14 protein-coding genes and 1 riboswitch are annotated in these 13530 nt (G+C 58.6%); of the genes, 3 read left to right on the forward strand and 11 right to left on the reverse strand.

Annotated features, from left to right (window positions below; translation table 11 throughout):
- The first annotated feature begins 69 nt into the window (after window positions 1–69).
- Window positions 70–1332, forward strand: a complete 1263-nt coding sequence (gene entS / locus HX773_RS22835; RefSeq protein ID WP_176973443.1) for an enterobactin transporter EntS — start codon at window positions 70–72, stop codon at window positions 1330–1332.
- On the opposite strand, the gene fepB is transcribed toward entS, so the two are convergent.
- From fepB to HX773_RS22875, 8 genes are all read right to left on the reverse strand, one after another.
- A complete protein-coding gene (gene fepB / locus HX773_RS22840) occupies window positions 1329–2279 on the reverse strand; it encodes a Fe2+-enterobactin ABC transporter substrate-binding protein (protein ID WP_218168338.1) in 951 nt (316 codons plus the stop codon). The genes entS and fepB overlap by 4 nt on opposite strands.
- A 211-nt stretch (window positions 2280–2490) precedes the next feature.
- Window positions 2491–3420, reverse strand: coding sequence for an ABC transporter substrate-binding protein (locus HX773_RS22845; RefSeq protein WP_176973444.1), 930 nt, complete (start codon window positions 3418–3420; stop codon window positions 2491–2493).
- A gap of 9 nt (window positions 3421–3429) precedes the next feature.
- Entirely contained in the window at window positions 3430–4164 is a 735-nt protein-coding gene (locus HX773_RS22850; protein WP_176973445.1) for an ABC transporter permease, read from the reverse strand.
- Window positions 4148–4864, reverse strand: coding sequence for an ABC transporter ATP-binding protein (locus tag HX773_RS22855; RefSeq protein WP_176973446.1), 717 nt, complete (start codon window positions 4862–4864; stop codon window positions 4148–4150). The genes HX773_RS22850 and HX773_RS22855 overlap by 17 nt, the downstream gene beginning before the upstream one ends.
- Window positions 4861–5826, reverse strand: coding sequence for a HesA/MoeB/ThiF family protein (locus HX773_RS22860; RefSeq protein ID WP_176973447.1), 966 nt, complete (start codon window positions 5824–5826; stop codon window positions 4861–4863). The genes HX773_RS22855 and HX773_RS22860 overlap by 4 nt, the downstream gene beginning before the upstream one ends.
- An 11-nt stretch (window positions 5827–5837) precedes the next feature.
- On the reverse strand, window positions 5838–6596 hold the full coding sequence (locus tag HX773_RS22865; protein ID WP_176973448.1) for a thiazole synthase: 759 nt from the start codon (window positions 6594–6596) through the stop codon (window positions 5838–5840).
- 3 nt (window positions 6597–6599) lie between these two features.
- Window positions 6600–6797, reverse strand: a complete 198-nt coding sequence (thiS, locus tag HX773_RS22870) for a sulfur carrier protein ThiS (RefSeq protein ID WP_110866723.1) — start codon at window positions 6795–6797, stop codon at window positions 6600–6602.
- The gene (locus HX773_RS22875) at window positions 6781–7725 is read right to left on the reverse strand and encodes an FAD-dependent oxidoreductase (protein ID WP_176973449.1); all 945 of its coding nucleotides are present in this window, start codon (window positions 7723–7725) and stop codon (window positions 6781–6783) included. Before HX773_RS22875 ends, thiS begins: the two co-directional genes overlap by 17 nt.
- 129 nt (window positions 7726–7854) lie before the next feature.
- Window positions 7855–7974: riboswitch (TPP riboswitch) on the reverse strand.
- A 187-nt stretch (window positions 7975–8161) separates the two neighbouring features.
- On the opposite strand from HX773_RS22875, the gene HX773_RS22880 reads away from it, so the two are divergent.
- On the forward strand, window positions 8162–8599 hold the full coding sequence (locus HX773_RS22880) for a 6,7-dimethyl-8-ribityllumazine synthase (protein ID WP_101761750.1): 438 nt from the start codon (window positions 8162–8164) through the stop codon (window positions 8597–8599).
- 94 nt (window positions 8600–8693) lie between these two features.
- Here HX773_RS22880 and HX773_RS22885 read toward each other — a convergent pair whose 3' ends face one another.
- A complete protein-coding gene (locus HX773_RS22885) occupies window positions 8694–10007 on the reverse strand; it encodes an MFS transporter (protein WP_176973450.1) in 1314 nt (437 codons plus the stop codon).
- A gap of 187 nt (window positions 10008–10194) precedes the next feature.
- Entirely contained in the window at window positions 10195–10920 is a 726-nt protein-coding gene (locus tag HX773_RS22890; protein WP_176973451.1) for a pirin family protein, read from the reverse strand.
- Window positions 10921–11043: 123 nt separating this feature from the next.
- On the opposite strand from HX773_RS22890, the gene HX773_RS22895 reads away from it, so the two are divergent.
- Window positions 11044–11919 (forward strand): LysR family transcriptional regulator, encoded by an 876-nt coding sequence (locus HX773_RS22895; RefSeq protein WP_176973452.1) that lies wholly within the window; start codon window positions 11044–11046, stop codon window positions 11917–11919.
- 217 nt (window positions 11920–12136) lie between these two features.
- On the opposite strand, the gene HX773_RS22900 is transcribed toward HX773_RS22895, so the two are convergent.
- A complete protein-coding gene (locus tag HX773_RS22900) occupies window positions 12137–13369 on the reverse strand; it encodes an MFS transporter (RefSeq protein WP_176973453.1) in 1233 nt (410 codons plus the stop codon).
- Window positions 13370–13530: the final 161 nt, after the last annotated feature.

Raw genomic sequence — 13530 nt, forward strand, 5'->3', positions numbered from 1 at the left:
CATTTAAAAAAACGCGCAATAAATTGCGCCGCTACGGGTGATGCAAATGTGATTCACCGTTGGAGATTTATGGCTAAGCCCTCGATATTCTTAGATTTCAGTTTGCTCAAAAACAACGCCTCCTTCCGCGCGATATTCTGCGCGCGCATGCTCTCGGTATTCGCCCTTGGCATGCTGGCGGTTGGCGTGCCGGTACAAATTCAGGCAATGACCGGCTCCACGCTGCAGGTTGGCGTCGCGGTAATGCTCGACGGCATCGGCATGTTTATCGGCCTGCTCCTCGGCGGCGTGCTGGCCGATCGCTACGATCGCCGCAAGTTAATCCTGTTCGCGCGCGGCACCTGCGGCATCGGCTTTGTGCTGCTCAGCCTCAACGCCTTCAGCCCTGCGCCTTCATTACTGGCGCTCTACTTCCTCGCCTTCTGGGATGGCTTCTTTGGCGCGCTCGGCATGACCGCGTTAATGGCAGTGATCCCGCTGATCGTTGGACGTGAACATCTGGCGGAAGCCGGTGCGCTCAGCATGCTAACGGTGCGCCTCGGCGCGATTTTGTCGCCCGCACTTGGCGGCATGATCATCGTCGCGGCGGGTGTCGGTTGGGCGTTTGCGGTCGCCGCGATCGGCACGCTGGCGACGCTGATTCCGCTGGTGCGTTTACCGTCGATGAAGCCCGAACAACAGGAACCGGAGCATCCGCTACGCGCGCTGGCGAGCGGCATTCAGTTTGTCTGCCAGCATAAAGTGGTCGGCGCGGTGGTGCTGGTTGGTTTGCTGCTCAGCATGGTTGGCGCGGTGCGTATTCTGTTCCCGGCGCTGGCGCTAACCTTCCATGCCGATGCGTCCGCATTAGGATTGATGTACTCGGCGGTACCGCTAGGCGCGATGATCGGTGCCTTCACCAGCGGCTGGGTGCGGCAGTTAACGCGTCCGGGATGGGTGCTGATTGGCTGTGCAATGCTGGCATTTGCTTGCATCGCCTCGCTCGGTCTGTACAGCCATCTTCTGCCCGCGCTGCTGGCGCTGGTGTGTTACGGCTACAGCAACGCCATCGCCTCGCTATTGCAGTTTATGCTGACGCAGCATCACACGCCGGATGCGCTGCTGGGACGCGTCAACAGCCTCGGCACCGCGCAGGATGTCACCGGCGATTCGGTCGGCGCATTGGGTTTGGGGGCGCTGGCACGCGCGCTGGCACCGCTGAGCAGCGTGCTGTGGTTTGGCGGATTAGCGGCGGGATTGCTGGTGCTGTTGTCGCTGGCAGTGCGCGGCCTGCGCACGGCGCGCCTCGGTGAACAACCGGACGCGCCGCAACCCGCCACGGCCGATGCTTAACGGGTAAACTGCCGCTCGATGCTGCTGAGCATATTGCTGGCGCTGTAGTAATCGAGGCGGAAAGTATCGTTACCCACGGCAAAGATGTCGTGCTGCTGCACCGCCGGCAGATGGGCGAGGAACGGATTCTTCGCCACCTGCGGCACGGTTTTCTCATCGGCTGCGAACAGCAACAGCGTGTTACCGGTGATGCCATCGGCCATGTTTTCACCGTTCAGCTGAATAATGTCATTGCGCTTACCCATGCTGGTGCTGCCCTGAAAACTGGCGGGCGGCGCGGCCAGCGTAAAGCCCAAGTCCTGTAACAGCGCGCCCTGCGCCGATGCGGGCGTCCACAAGTTCATCCCGCGCCCATCTTCGTAATAGACCAGCGCAGAGGTCGGCTGCGGCGGCAGCGTAATCTTGTGACGCACCGTTTCTACTCGTTTTTCGAACGCTGCGATCACCTTTTGGGCATCGGCTTCATGGCCGGTAATCTCGCCAAGCTGTAAGGTCAATGCCTGCCAGCTCTTATCGCCGTAGTCGATCACTAACACCGGTGCGATGGTTTGCAGCTGATCGTAGAGGCGCAGCGCCGAATCGCCGCCGGTGGCGGCAATCACGATCAAATCTGGCGCTTCGGCGGCAATCGCTTCGGCGTTTGGCTGCGAGATGTAGAGCGGTTTAACCTGACGCGCTTTTGCCACCGCGCTCCATTGCGTGAAAAAGCCCTGCGCATCCGACACGCTGCTGCTGCGACTGGTGGCGCCAGAGCCGACCAGCGGCGCGTTAATCGCCAGCAAGGTGCCACTCAGCGTGACGCTGGTCGAGACAATGCGCTGCGGCGGCTGTTGCAGGGTGAATGGGCCTTTCGGTGTGGCGATAGTGCGCGGCCAGGCGGCGTCGGCTTGTACAGGGGTGCAGATGAAAAACAGGCTAAGCAGCAGAGAAAGAGCGGGGAAACGCATCAGGTTGTCCATCACTTGATAGTTGAGAATAAATATCATTATCAAAAATAAGTGCGGGTGCAAGGGAAATTGTGCGTGGTTTCCCTCACCCTAGCCCTCTCCCGCAGGCGGGAGAGGGAATGATTAGGTGGAGAGAATGGTTAGGTGGGCGCGGTCGGCTCCCTCTCCCGCGCGCGGGAGAGGGTTGGGGTGAGGGACAACCCGCACCAACCTAAAACGAATACCGCGCCATCGGCGCCACAGCCTTAATCACGCCATTACCTTTCATATACTCACCAAACGCCTGATAGCGCGCCTGATCAAACGCCGCGCTATGCTCCGCAAAATATGGCAGCGTTGCCTGCCACGCCTCGTGATTGAGCGGCGTATTCAGCTCGGGATACTGTTTAATAAACGCAAGCCAGGCTTCCTGCGGATGCGCGCGCAGCCACGCCACACCTTCATCCAAACCACGTAAAAACGCCGGAATGCGTTTGTCCTGCGCGGCGGTTTTCTGGTTTGCCAGGATGATCAACTCATCATAAGCAGGCACGCCGTAATCTTCCGGCTTGAACACCGTGGGCTTCGCGCCTTTGTCTTTCAGATCCAGCAGCTCATAGTTGCGGAAGATGGTCATCGCGCCATCAATCTTGTGCGTTAGCAACGCTGAGGTGCCATCCATATTCAGGTTGATGAGCTTCACCGAGTCGGCATCAACGCCCTGCGAAGTCAGCATATTGCGGATCGCCACATCTTCGGTGCCTGGCACCGCATAGCCGATGGTTTTGCCGGCGAAATCTTTAAGCGAGTGGATATCGTCTGACACCGTGGTCAGCGTGTTCAGCGGCTGATTGATCAAGGTACCGACGCGAATCACCGGCACGTCTTTATCCACCAGCGTGTAGAGCAGCGGCTGGTAGCTAATGGCAAGGTCGACTTTGCCCGCCGCCAGCAGCAGCGGCACGGAAGCGGAATCGGCGGGCGCGATCATCTCGACATCAAGCCCCTCTTTCTTAAACGCGCCGCTGTGCTGGGCAGCAAAAATCGCCGCGTGGTTGGGGTTGATAAACCAGTCGAGCAGCAGGCGAACTTTCTCCGCAGCCTGCACGTTAGCGGTCGCCAGCAGCAGCAACGTGGTCAATGCGATTCGTAGGGTGTTCAAGGTGTGTCCTTATGTGGTTTGCCAGAGGATTTTCTTGCGCATCAGCGCCACGCTGCCCGAAAGCAGCAGCGCCAGAATCAGTAACAGCAGCAGCGCCGCGAAGCTGGTGGCGGTTTCCAGTCGCGCGTTGGATTGCATCATCAGATAGCCGAGCCCTTCGCTGGCACCGACCCATTCACCAATCACCACGCCAATCGGGGCCAACACCACCGCCATCTGCAGGCCGGAGAAAAATTGCGGTAACGCGGCGGGCCAGCGCACGCACCAGAAGATGCGAAAGCGCGATGGCGTGGAGGTTTGCGCCAGTTCCAGCCAGCCGCTGGGCGTGCGACACAGCCCATCAAACAGCGATAAGCACAGCGGGAAGAAGAGGATCAAAGCCGCCACCACCACTTTCGAGGCGATGCCAAAACCGAGCCACAGCACCAGCAGCGGCGCGAGAGCAAACACCGGAATCGCCTGGCTGGCGGTGACCAGCGGAAACAGCACGCGACGCAGCAGCGGACTGGCCGCCATCAGCACCGCCAGCGTCACGCCCGCGCCGACGCCCAGCAGCAGCGCCAGCACAATTTCCGCCAGCGTATAGAGCGCGTGATGCCACAGCAGTTGACGATGCAGCCACAGCGCTTCAAGCACCGCCTGCGGCGCGGGCAGCAGGAAAGTCGGTATGCCGCTGTGACGTGCCAATAACCAGCCGCACAGCAGAACCGCGATCAGGTAGATCGCGCTAAACAATGTTTTCATGCGTATTCAGTCGGGAGAAGAGTTGCGCCTGCGCCTGCAGGACGTCGGGATGATCAAACGCACGCGGCGCGTCACCGCCGGGAACCGGCCAACTTTCGATCGCCAGCGGCTGGCCTTGCAACAGCAGAATGTCATCGGCCATGCGGCACGCTTCCAGCGGATCGTGCGTCACCAGCAGCACGGTTTTGCCCCGTAGTAATCCGGCGGTCAGCGTTTGCAGGTTGAGTTTGGTCATCACATCCAGCGTGGCGAAGGGTTCATCCATCAGCACCACGTCGCGCTGCGCATAGAGCGTACGTGCCAGCGCCACGCGTTGTCGCATGCCGCCGGAGAGTTGATGCGGCGGCGCATGCGCCACGTCGCTGAGTTTTACCTGCTCGAGCAGCGCCAGCGCGCGCAGGCGATCGGGTTTTTCGCCGCTGAGCCGCGCCGACAGCATCACGTTGTCGAGCACCGTCAGCCACGGATACAGCAGATCCTGCTGGCCCATCCACGCCACATTGCCGCTCAAGCCCTGCACCGCGCCCTGCTGCGGCTGGAGTAAACTGGCCACCAGCCGCAGCAGCGTACTTTTGCCGATACCGCTGCGTCCCAGCATTACCGTGGTTTTGCCGCCGCGCAGTTGCAGGTTCAGCCGCTGACACAGCGGTTTATCGCCCCAGCTAAAACTCACATCGTTAAAGAGAATGTCCTGATTCATGGGCGATTGGCCGCCAGAATCGCCAGCTGGTGAAATCCGCGCTGCGCCAGCGCGTTAGCGGCCTGCGCGGCACGGATGCCGCTGGCGCACACCAGCACGATGCGCTGCTGGGCGGGCGGCTGCCACGCCGCAATCTCCTGCGGCAAGATGCGCTCAACGCCATCCGCCACGCTAACCGGCGCTTCTTCACAGCTGCGCAGTTCGACAATGCAGTCATCGGCGGCCAGCTGTTGCGGGTCGATAAACGGCACCGCATGTTCCGGCTCTTCAGCATCATCAAAGCGGAACTGGCGGAAATGCCAGTTCACGAAGTCGCAATTCACCAGACAACCGAGCGGCGATGGCGACAACTGCAGCAGCACGCTGAGCGCCATCTGCGCCTGCATCGCGCCGAGCGTTGCCACCGCCGGGCCCATTACGCCTGCGGTGTTGCAGTTCGCTGCCGAGGAAGGCAAGCGCGGGAACAGCGCGCGATAGCTCGGCGCGCCGCCACAGAATCCGCCGACGTAACCTTGCCGGCCCAGCACTGAGGCGCTGATCAGCGGAATGCCCGCCTTCATGCAAGCATCGGAAAGTTGGTAGGTGACGGCAAAGTTATCGGCGGCGTCGATCACCAGATCGCATCCCGCGATCGCCTGCTGCAGATTGCTGGCGCTCAGCGACTGCTGCAGCGCCTCAATGTGCACCTGCGGATTGCGCTGCTGCAACACGTGTTGCGCGCGCAGCACTTTGGGCTGGTCGATATCCTGCTGCGTAAACAGCGTTTGCCGATGCAGGTTATGCAGCGCCACCACATCGTCGTCATACAGCCGAATATGGCCGACGCCTGCGCCCACCAGCTGCGGCAGGAGCGTGGCGCCAAGTCCGCCCGCGCCCGCCACCAGCACGCGCGCGTTAAGCAGTTTCTGCTGCCCTGCTTCACCGATTTCCGCCAGCATCATCTGGCGTTGATAACGTTGCATATTTGCCGTCCTCAACTCAGATTTGCCAGGCCGAAGATCGGCGTGGACGCGGCGGCCATATCGCGCTTCTCCATCAGTCCGGCAGCGCGCGCGGCCTGTCCGGCTTCAATCGCCAGCCGGAAAGCGTTGGCCATGCCGATCGGATCGCCGGCTTTGGCGACGGCGGTGTTAAGCAGAATGCCATCGAAGCCCATCTCCATCGCCTGAGCCGCCTGCGACGGCGCGCCAATGCCAGCATCAATGATCAGTGGAATATCGCTGAACCACGCACGCATGGCGCGCAGGCCGTCGATGTTGCGCAAACCCTGGCCAGAACCAATCGGCGCGCCCCACGGCATCAACAGTTCGCAACCCGCCGCCAGCAGCTTTTCGCCGACGATCAGATCTTCGGTGGTGTACGGAAACACCTGAAAACCCTCTGCGCTGAGGATGCGCGCGGCTTCCACCAGCGCGAAAGGATCCGGTTGCAGCGTGTCGGCGTGACCAATCACTTCCAGCTTGATCCACGCGGTGTTGAACAGTTCGCGCGCCATGTGCGCGGTAGTGACGGCTTCCTTCACCGTGTGACAACCGGCGGTATTCGGTAACACACGGATGTTAAGTCCGGTCAGCAGTTCGCGGAAAGCCGCGCCCGCCGCGCCTTCGCGCCGTAAACTAACGGTGATGATGTCGGTACCGGAGGCGGCAATCGCCTGCTGCAAAATGGCAGGCGACGGATAGCCGGCGGTGCCGAGCAGAAAGCGTGATTGCGGTTTAAAATCGTAAAACATCGCTTAACCTCCCTGCATCGGTGACAGCACTTCGAGCTGGCAACCTTCATCCAGCCGCTGCGTGTCGTACTGACTTTTTGGCACAAACGCACCGTTGTAGGCGGTGGCGACGCAGGCCACATCAATTTGCTGCTCGATCAGCAATTCGCTCAGGCTCGTTGCCTGGGTGCTGATGGCGCGGCCGTTAAGCTGAATATTCATTGTTGAGTTCCCCAGAAATGCGCTGCATCAGCTGCTCTGCCAACATGGGTGCCAGCAGAAAACCGTGGCGATACATGCCGTTGAGATAAAAGGTGTGATTGTGATAGTGGATTTCCGGCAGATTTGCCGGATAAGCCGGACGCAACCCGCTGCCGCTCTCAATCACGCGTGCTTCGGCTAAGGCGGGATGAATGGCGTAGGCGGCGCTGAGCAGCTCCATCATGGCGCGCGCGCTGATGGCGCTGGCATCGTCGCTCTCAATCATGGTGGCGCCGAGCATAAAGTGGCCGCCGCGACGCGGCACCAGATAGCAGGGAAAACGCGGATGCAGCAGACGAATCGGGCGGGAAAACTGCACTTCATCGCTGTGCAGAATCAGCATCTCGCCGCGTACCGCACGCAGGCGCGGCAGTTGCGGCGCAGCGTGGATGCCGCGACAATCGATAATCTGGCCGCCTTGTGCGTGGTTGCTGAATGACACGCCGCGCGCGATCAGCGCGTCACGCATCTCCTGCAACGCCAGACGCGGATCGAGATGCGCCTCACCGGCGAAAAAAAGACCGCGCGCAAAGCGCCCTTCCAGCGCCGGTTCGATGTCGGCGGGTTCGACCCATTGATGCTGCTCAGTCATGCGGGCGAAACGGTTGAGTTCCTGGCTATCGCGCGGCGGTGCAACCACTAACGTGCCCTGATGCTCGACGCTGCTGACGCGCTGTTGCCACCATGCGGCAGCATGTTGCCCAAGAGTGATGACGTCACGCGGTGCACTTTCGGCTTCACACCAGGGCGCGAGCATGCCGCCAGCAAACCACGATGCCGGGCGGCGCGCGTCATCGCCAATCACCTCGACGTCTTCGCCGCGTTCCGCCAGCAAAGTGGCTACACACAAACCCGCCACGCCGCAGCCGAGTACGCTCCAGCGGCTCACAGCGCCGGTTCCAGGATGTTCAAACAGGGGGAATTCACATCGGCCTCTCAGTGTTAGCTGAGACCCGCAGATACAGGAGAAGGGAAATGGCGCATCCATCGAGCTTGCCTGAGCGCCAGACAGCCCAATGAAAAAGACTGTCAGTCTTCCTACGCCAGTATCAACTGGGTCAGGTTCAAAGGGTCGCTAAGCCGCGCAGTGCGCTATTAGCCTCTCAGTCTCTTTGGCGAGACTCCCCCGACGCGTCTATTTGTATTGCAGGCGCTGGTCGCCGTCAAGCGCGGAATAACCTGACGGTTTACAGGGAAATAAGCAGCAAGGCATTTATCGCTACCTGGGCTTTGTGGATCACAAACGTAACATATGGTATACAAACACATTATTGCTGAGAGTGGATTTCTCTCTAATTTTATAAACAGGTGATGTCGGAATAACCATGAACAATATTAAAATTGCATTTATTAAAGCCGGCTGGCACAAAGAAATTGTCCATAATGCCTTGGTGGGTTTTGAAAAAGAATTAGCCGATCAATCCGTTGAAGCGGAATTAAAAGTGCTGGAAGTGCCTGGTGCATTTGAAATGCCGCTGCTGGCAAAGCGTCTGGCCGAAACCGGCAAGTACGATGCGATTGTCTGCGCCGCGCTGGTGGTTGACGGCGGTATCTATCGCCATGATTTCGTTGCCGCTGCGGTAGTTGATGGCCTGATGAATGTGCAGCTGACCACCAACGTACCGGTGTTCTCCGTTTCATTAACCCCACATAATTTCCAGCCGGTTGATGTTATCGAAAACTTCTATACCGAGCATTTCATTAAGAAAGGCAAAGAAGCGGCGCGCGCGGTGCTGGCTATTCACAATCTTTCAATTGATTGATGCATTAAAAAGGGAGCACCTCAGCAGGCGCTCCCTTTTTATTAATTATGCCTTTCAACAGTTAATATTCAGAATAGTGCCAGCCTCGCTTGATTCAATGTTTCACACTCATCAAATGATTACTCTTCATATCTCGGCGCGTTTCAGACGGATTGATATCGCACTCCTTAGGCAGCATTAGCGTAAAGATTCCGGCAATCACCAGCGAACCCGCCAGCCAGCAGATCGCCACGTTTTGGCTATACAGCAGCGTCATGATCCCGACTAAGTACGGTCCGCAGAATCCGCCCAGATTACCCAAGCCATTGATCACGCCGCGCGCGCTGCCCGCCACTTCCGGCGCAGCGATACGTCCGGGAATCGACCAGAACGGGCTGGTTGCCGCTTTAAGGAAGAAGCCGCACACCACCAGCGCGATATAAGCCGCCACCACGTTGTCATGCAAGACCACCGACGCCAGCAACGCGGCGGCAAAGCAGAACAGCGACACCATCACCCACAAACGGCGCTTGCCGGTGCGATCGCTTAACCATGAAATGGCGTAGATGCCGAGCACCGTCGCGACAAAAGGAATCGCCGCCAGCAGGCCAACGCCCGCCATATTGGTGCCGGTGAGATTTTTCAGGATACTCGGCAGCCACAGCGTGTAACCGTAATCACCGGTTTGATAGAAGAAATTGAGCGCCACTAATTTCATCAAACCCGAGTTGCGAAACACCGCTTTCAACGGCGCTTTGCTGACCGGTGCCTTTTGCAGATGCTGGGCCTTTTCGCGCGCCAGTTCGCGCAGCAGATACTCCTTTTCACGCGCCGGTAACCAGCGCGCGTCCTCTGGACGATCGGCGATCACCAGCCACCACACCAGCAGCACCACCGCAGAAAGCAGGCCTTCGATAATGAACAGCCAGCGCCAGTCCAGCACATTAATGATGTAACCCGATATCGGCGCGGTAAACATGCCGCCTAACGGCGCAAACATCATGACAAAGGCATTGGCGCGACCCAGCTCTTTTTCCGGGAACCAGTTGCTGACCATGGTTAACACCACCGGCAGCATGCCACCTTCGGAAATCCCCAGCACGAAACGCAGCGCCAACAGCTGATAGTGATTGGTGACAAAACCGGTGGCGATGGAGACTACCATCCACGCGGCCAGCGACCAGGCAATAAAGCGTTTGCCGCTGCCATTCACCGCAATACGTCCACCCGGCACCTGTAAAAACAGATAGCCGATAAAGAAGATGCCGCTGACCACGCCGGCCATTTGGCTGGTGATCGCCAAATCCTGGTCCATGCCGCCAGGCAGCGCAAAGCTGATATTGACGCGATCCATGAATGAGACAATGCAGGTGATAAGAATTGGGGCGATGACGCGATACCAGCGCGTTCCGGGGATTTTTTCTTGCATGCTGCCCTCTCCATGTTAAGCCGTGATGCTTAGGTTCATTGGCTAACTATTAAAGAGAGTAAGGAAATAATTATTGCGATCTTAATCACTGCAATTAATGTTAAGAAAAAGTGTTACATACGCTGTGATCGCGCATAAAAAAAAGCAGCACGATGGCTCGCACTGCTCTTTGACCGCTTTTTAATCATTAACGCTGTGGATGATTCACTTCCAGCGGACGCAGATCAAACACCAGCACTTCCGCATCATCACCGTTAGCGAACTGCAGCGCGCTTTCGTTGCGAACGCGTGCGCCGTCGCCTTCTTTGAACGTCACGCCGTTCACTTCGATGCTGCCGCGTGCCACGTGAATGTAGGCGTAACGATCGGTATCCAGCGCGAGGGTTTGCTGCTCGACGCCGTCGAACAGTCCGGCATAAATGCGGATGTCCTGACGCACGCTGAGCGAACCGTTTTCCCCTTCCGGCGAAATAATCAGACGCAGCTGACCACGTTTGTCACTTTCCGCCACCGAAATCTGCTGATAACCCGGAGGCGAATTACGTTCGCCAGGCACAATCCAGATCTGCAGGAAGTGCACGTTATCCGTTTTTGAGTGGTTAAACTCGCTGTGCGTGACGCCGCTGCCGGCGCTCATCAGCTGCACATCACCCGGCACAATCACCGAACCGGTGCCCATGGAATCTTTATGCTCCAGCGCGCCTTCCAGCACATAGGAGATGATCTCCATGTTGTTGTGCGGGTGCGCACCAAAGCCGCGACCCGGTGCGACGCGGTCATCATTGATCACCAGCAAGTCTGAGAAGCCGGTTTGTTTTGGATCCCAGTAACTGGCGAAAGAGAACGTATGATGCGAATTCAACCAACCGTGGTCACCCACTCCGCGTTGTTCTGACAGGCGTTGTTCAATCATGGTCTGCTCCTCAAATTTGCTGTTGGGGGGCGATTGCCCTTCCCGTTGCAAACAAGTATACGTAAACTGATTTGCCTAACAATGCGTCATAATGACAATGACTGTCACCGATAAGTAGACAATATGCAGATTGAAGATCTCCGTATTTATGTTGCCGTGTTCAAAGCCGGTAACTTCACCGCCGCCGCCGAACAGCTGATGCTGTCGAAGCAGTATGTCAGTCGCCGCATCGCCGCGCTGGAGGAGTCGCTCGGCGCGCGGCTGTTAAATCGCAACACGCGTAAGCTGTCGGTGACCGATAACGGCCAGCTGTTTGCCCAGCACGCGCAGCGCATTCTCGATGATGTGCAGGAAGCCGAGCTGGCGGTATCGGGGCGTCGACAGGTGCTGCAGGGCAGCTTCCGCCTGAGCGTGCCGATGTCGTTTGGCATCAGCCATCTGTCGCCGTTTATTGCTGAGTTTCTCAGCCAGCATCCGGGTTTGCAGTTTCAGGTTGAGCTGGCGGATCGGCATGTCGATATGGTTGGCGAAGGATTTGATATGGCGATCCGCATCGGGACGCTGCCGGATTCGAGTTTAATCGCCAAGCGGCTGGGCGAGTTTCGCCGCGTGATCTGCGGCAGCCCATCATACCTGCAGGGCGCAGGCGCGCCGCGTACGCCGGAGGAGCTGAGCGAGCATTTGTGCCTGCGCTATGGACGCGAAAGCCAGACCGGCTGGGAACTGTTTAACGGCGACCAGCGCAAAGTGATTAGCGTGCATGGGCCGATGGTGAGTAATAACGGGGAAATGCTGCGCGACGCGGCGGTGGCCGGGTTGGGTTTGATTCTGCTGCCGGAGTTTATTGTGGCGCCAGCGCTGGCAAGCGGTGAGCTGGTGACGGTATTAGAAGAGTGGCAGCCGACCTCGCTGCATCTTAATGCGCTCTATCCGCAACATCGTCAGCGCAGTGAGATCAATCGGGTGTTTATGACGTTTTTGCAGCAGAAGTTGGCGTGATTGGACCAGGTGCGCATCGCGCATCGCACGATTTTGTAGGGTCGCCATTTATGGCGTAATGCTCGTCAGTTAAGACATGAAAACCCGTAATTACCGAGAGCACACACTGTAGCGGCGCAATTCATTGCGCGATAAATCGCGCCGCTACGGAAGGTGCGGTGATTTGATACGGCGCTTAACTGATCGGCATTACGCCATTCATGGCGACCGCAACCTTTTAATGACTTTCGTGCGCGAAGGTAATCGATTTACGGCGTGCATCGCGCATCGCCACCGCATGGATCAGCAGACCCAACACCGCCAGAATCGCGCCCACCCAACCGGTGGATTGCCATCCCAGACCAGCAGAAATGGTCACGCCGCCCAGCCATGCGCCAAGCGCGTTGGCGAGGTTAAACGCCGAATGGTTCATCGCCGCCGCCATGGTTTGCGCGTCACCGGCGACATCCATCAAACGGATCTGCAGCACCGCCGCCAGCGCCACCATGGTGCCGACCAGCATCACGTTGATGGCACCTGCCAGCGCATAGTGCGCGGCAAACACGAAGGCGCTGAGCACCAGGAATGACCAGATCAGCAAGATGCGGATGGTCTTTTCAATGCCGCGATCGGCCAGACGACCGCCGGCGATGTTACCGATGATCATGCCTAAACCAAACAACGCCAGCACCGCCGGGATCCAGCTCACCGGCATCTGCGCCAGTTCGGTCATGGTGGGTTTCACGTAGCTAAACACTGAGAACAAACCGCCGCTGCCCACCGCGCCAATCGCCAGCGTCAACAGTACCTGTTTGCGCGTCAGCGCCGACAATTCGCGCAGCGGGCTGGCATTTTTATCGCCCGCCACGTTTGGCACCCACAGCCAAATCAGCAGCAAGGTTATCAGCGCCAGACCGCCGACAATGGCGAAGGCATCGCGCCAGCCAAACCATTGGCCGATAGCCGTGACGGCGGGCACGCCGAGTAAGTTGGCGATGGTCAGGCCAAACAGCACCATTGAGACCGCTTGCGCGCGTTTACGCCGTTCAACTAAACCGGCTGCGACCAACGCCGCCACGCCGAAGAAGGTGCCGTGCGGGAATCCGGCGAGGAAACGCGCCAGCAGCATCGAGTAGTAACCCGGCGCAATGGCGCTCAGCAGGTTACCGGCGGCAAACAGGCCCATCAGCGTCATCAGGAAATTACGGCGTGAGGCGCGCGCGCCCAGCACCGCCAGCAGCGGCGCACCAATCACCACGCCCAGCGCGTAGATACTGATGAGATGTCCCGCCGAGGGGATCGATACGTTGAGACCTTTGGCTGCATCGGGCAGCAGTCCCATGATGACGAATTCGCCGGTACCAATGGCAAAGCCGCCGGTGCCGAGCGCGAACAAGGCTTTTAGCACGCTTTGACGCGGCAGCGATGCCTCATCCGGCAGCTGAGTAAGTTGGGGTTGTACTGATGACATGAGTTTTCCGAACCGCAAGTGAAGAACTCGGTCAGGATCGTGGGCGCTTAACGCGACAGCCATCGTCGAGACCGAGAAGAGTGAGCGGCATATGATAGCGCAAATACGCGCATGCCGTAGCGGCGCAATTTATTGCGCAAAGAAGTTTGGGCATGTCATCG

This window comes from Pantoea sp. B9002, assembly GCF_013385945.1.
Taxonomy (GTDB): domain Bacteria; phylum Pseudomonadota; class Gammaproteobacteria; order Enterobacterales; family Enterobacteriaceae; genus Pantoea.

What these genes read in the sequence shown, in the direction of transcription:
- entS (WP_176973443.1), top strand. Translation starts at nt 70, where the DNA reads ATGGCTAAGCCCTCGATATTCTTAGATTTCAGTTTGCTCAAAAACAAC.
- fepB (WP_218168338.1), bottom strand. Translation starts at nt 2,279, where the DNA reads ATGCGTTTCCCCGCTCTTTCTCTGCTGCTTAGCCTGTTTTTCATCTGC.
- HX773_RS22850 (WP_176973445.1), bottom strand. Translation starts at nt 4,164, where the DNA reads ATGAAAACATTGTTTAGCGCGATCTACCTGATCGCGGTTCTGCTGTGC.
- HX773_RS22855 (WP_176973446.1), bottom strand. Translation starts at nt 4,864, where the DNA reads ATGAATCAGGACATTCTCTTTAACGATGTGAGTTTTAGCTGGGGCGAT.
- HX773_RS22860 (WP_176973447.1), bottom strand. Translation starts at nt 5,826, where the DNA reads ATGCAACGTTATCAACGCCAGATGATGCTGGCGGAAATCGGTGAAGCA.
- HX773_RS22865 (WP_176973448.1), bottom strand. Translation starts at nt 6,596, where the DNA reads ATGTTTTACGATTTTAAACCGCAATCACGCTTTCTGCTCGGCACCGCC.
- thiS (WP_110866723.1), bottom strand. Translation starts at nt 6,797, where the DNA reads ATGAATATTCAGCTTAACGGCCGCGCCATCAGCACCCAGGCAACGAGC.
- HX773_RS22880 (WP_101761750.1), top strand. Translation starts at nt 8,162, where the DNA reads ATGAACAATATTAAAATTGCATTTATTAAAGCCGGCTGGCACAAAGAA.
- HX773_RS22885 (WP_176973450.1), bottom strand. Translation starts at nt 10,007, where the DNA reads ATGCAAGAAAAAATCCCCGGAACGCGCTGGTATCGCGTCATCGCCCCA.
- HX773_RS22890 (WP_176973451.1), bottom strand. Translation starts at nt 10,920, where the DNA reads ATGATTGAACAACGCCTGTCAGAACAACGCGGAGTGGGTGACCACGGT.
- HX773_RS22895 (WP_176973452.1), top strand. Translation starts at nt 11,044, where the DNA reads ATGCAGATTGAAGATCTCCGTATTTATGTTGCCGTGTTCAAAGCCGGT.
- HX773_RS22900 (WP_176973453.1), bottom strand. Translation starts at nt 13,369, where the DNA reads ATGTCATCAGTACAACCCCAACTTACTCAGCTGCCGGATGAGGCATCG.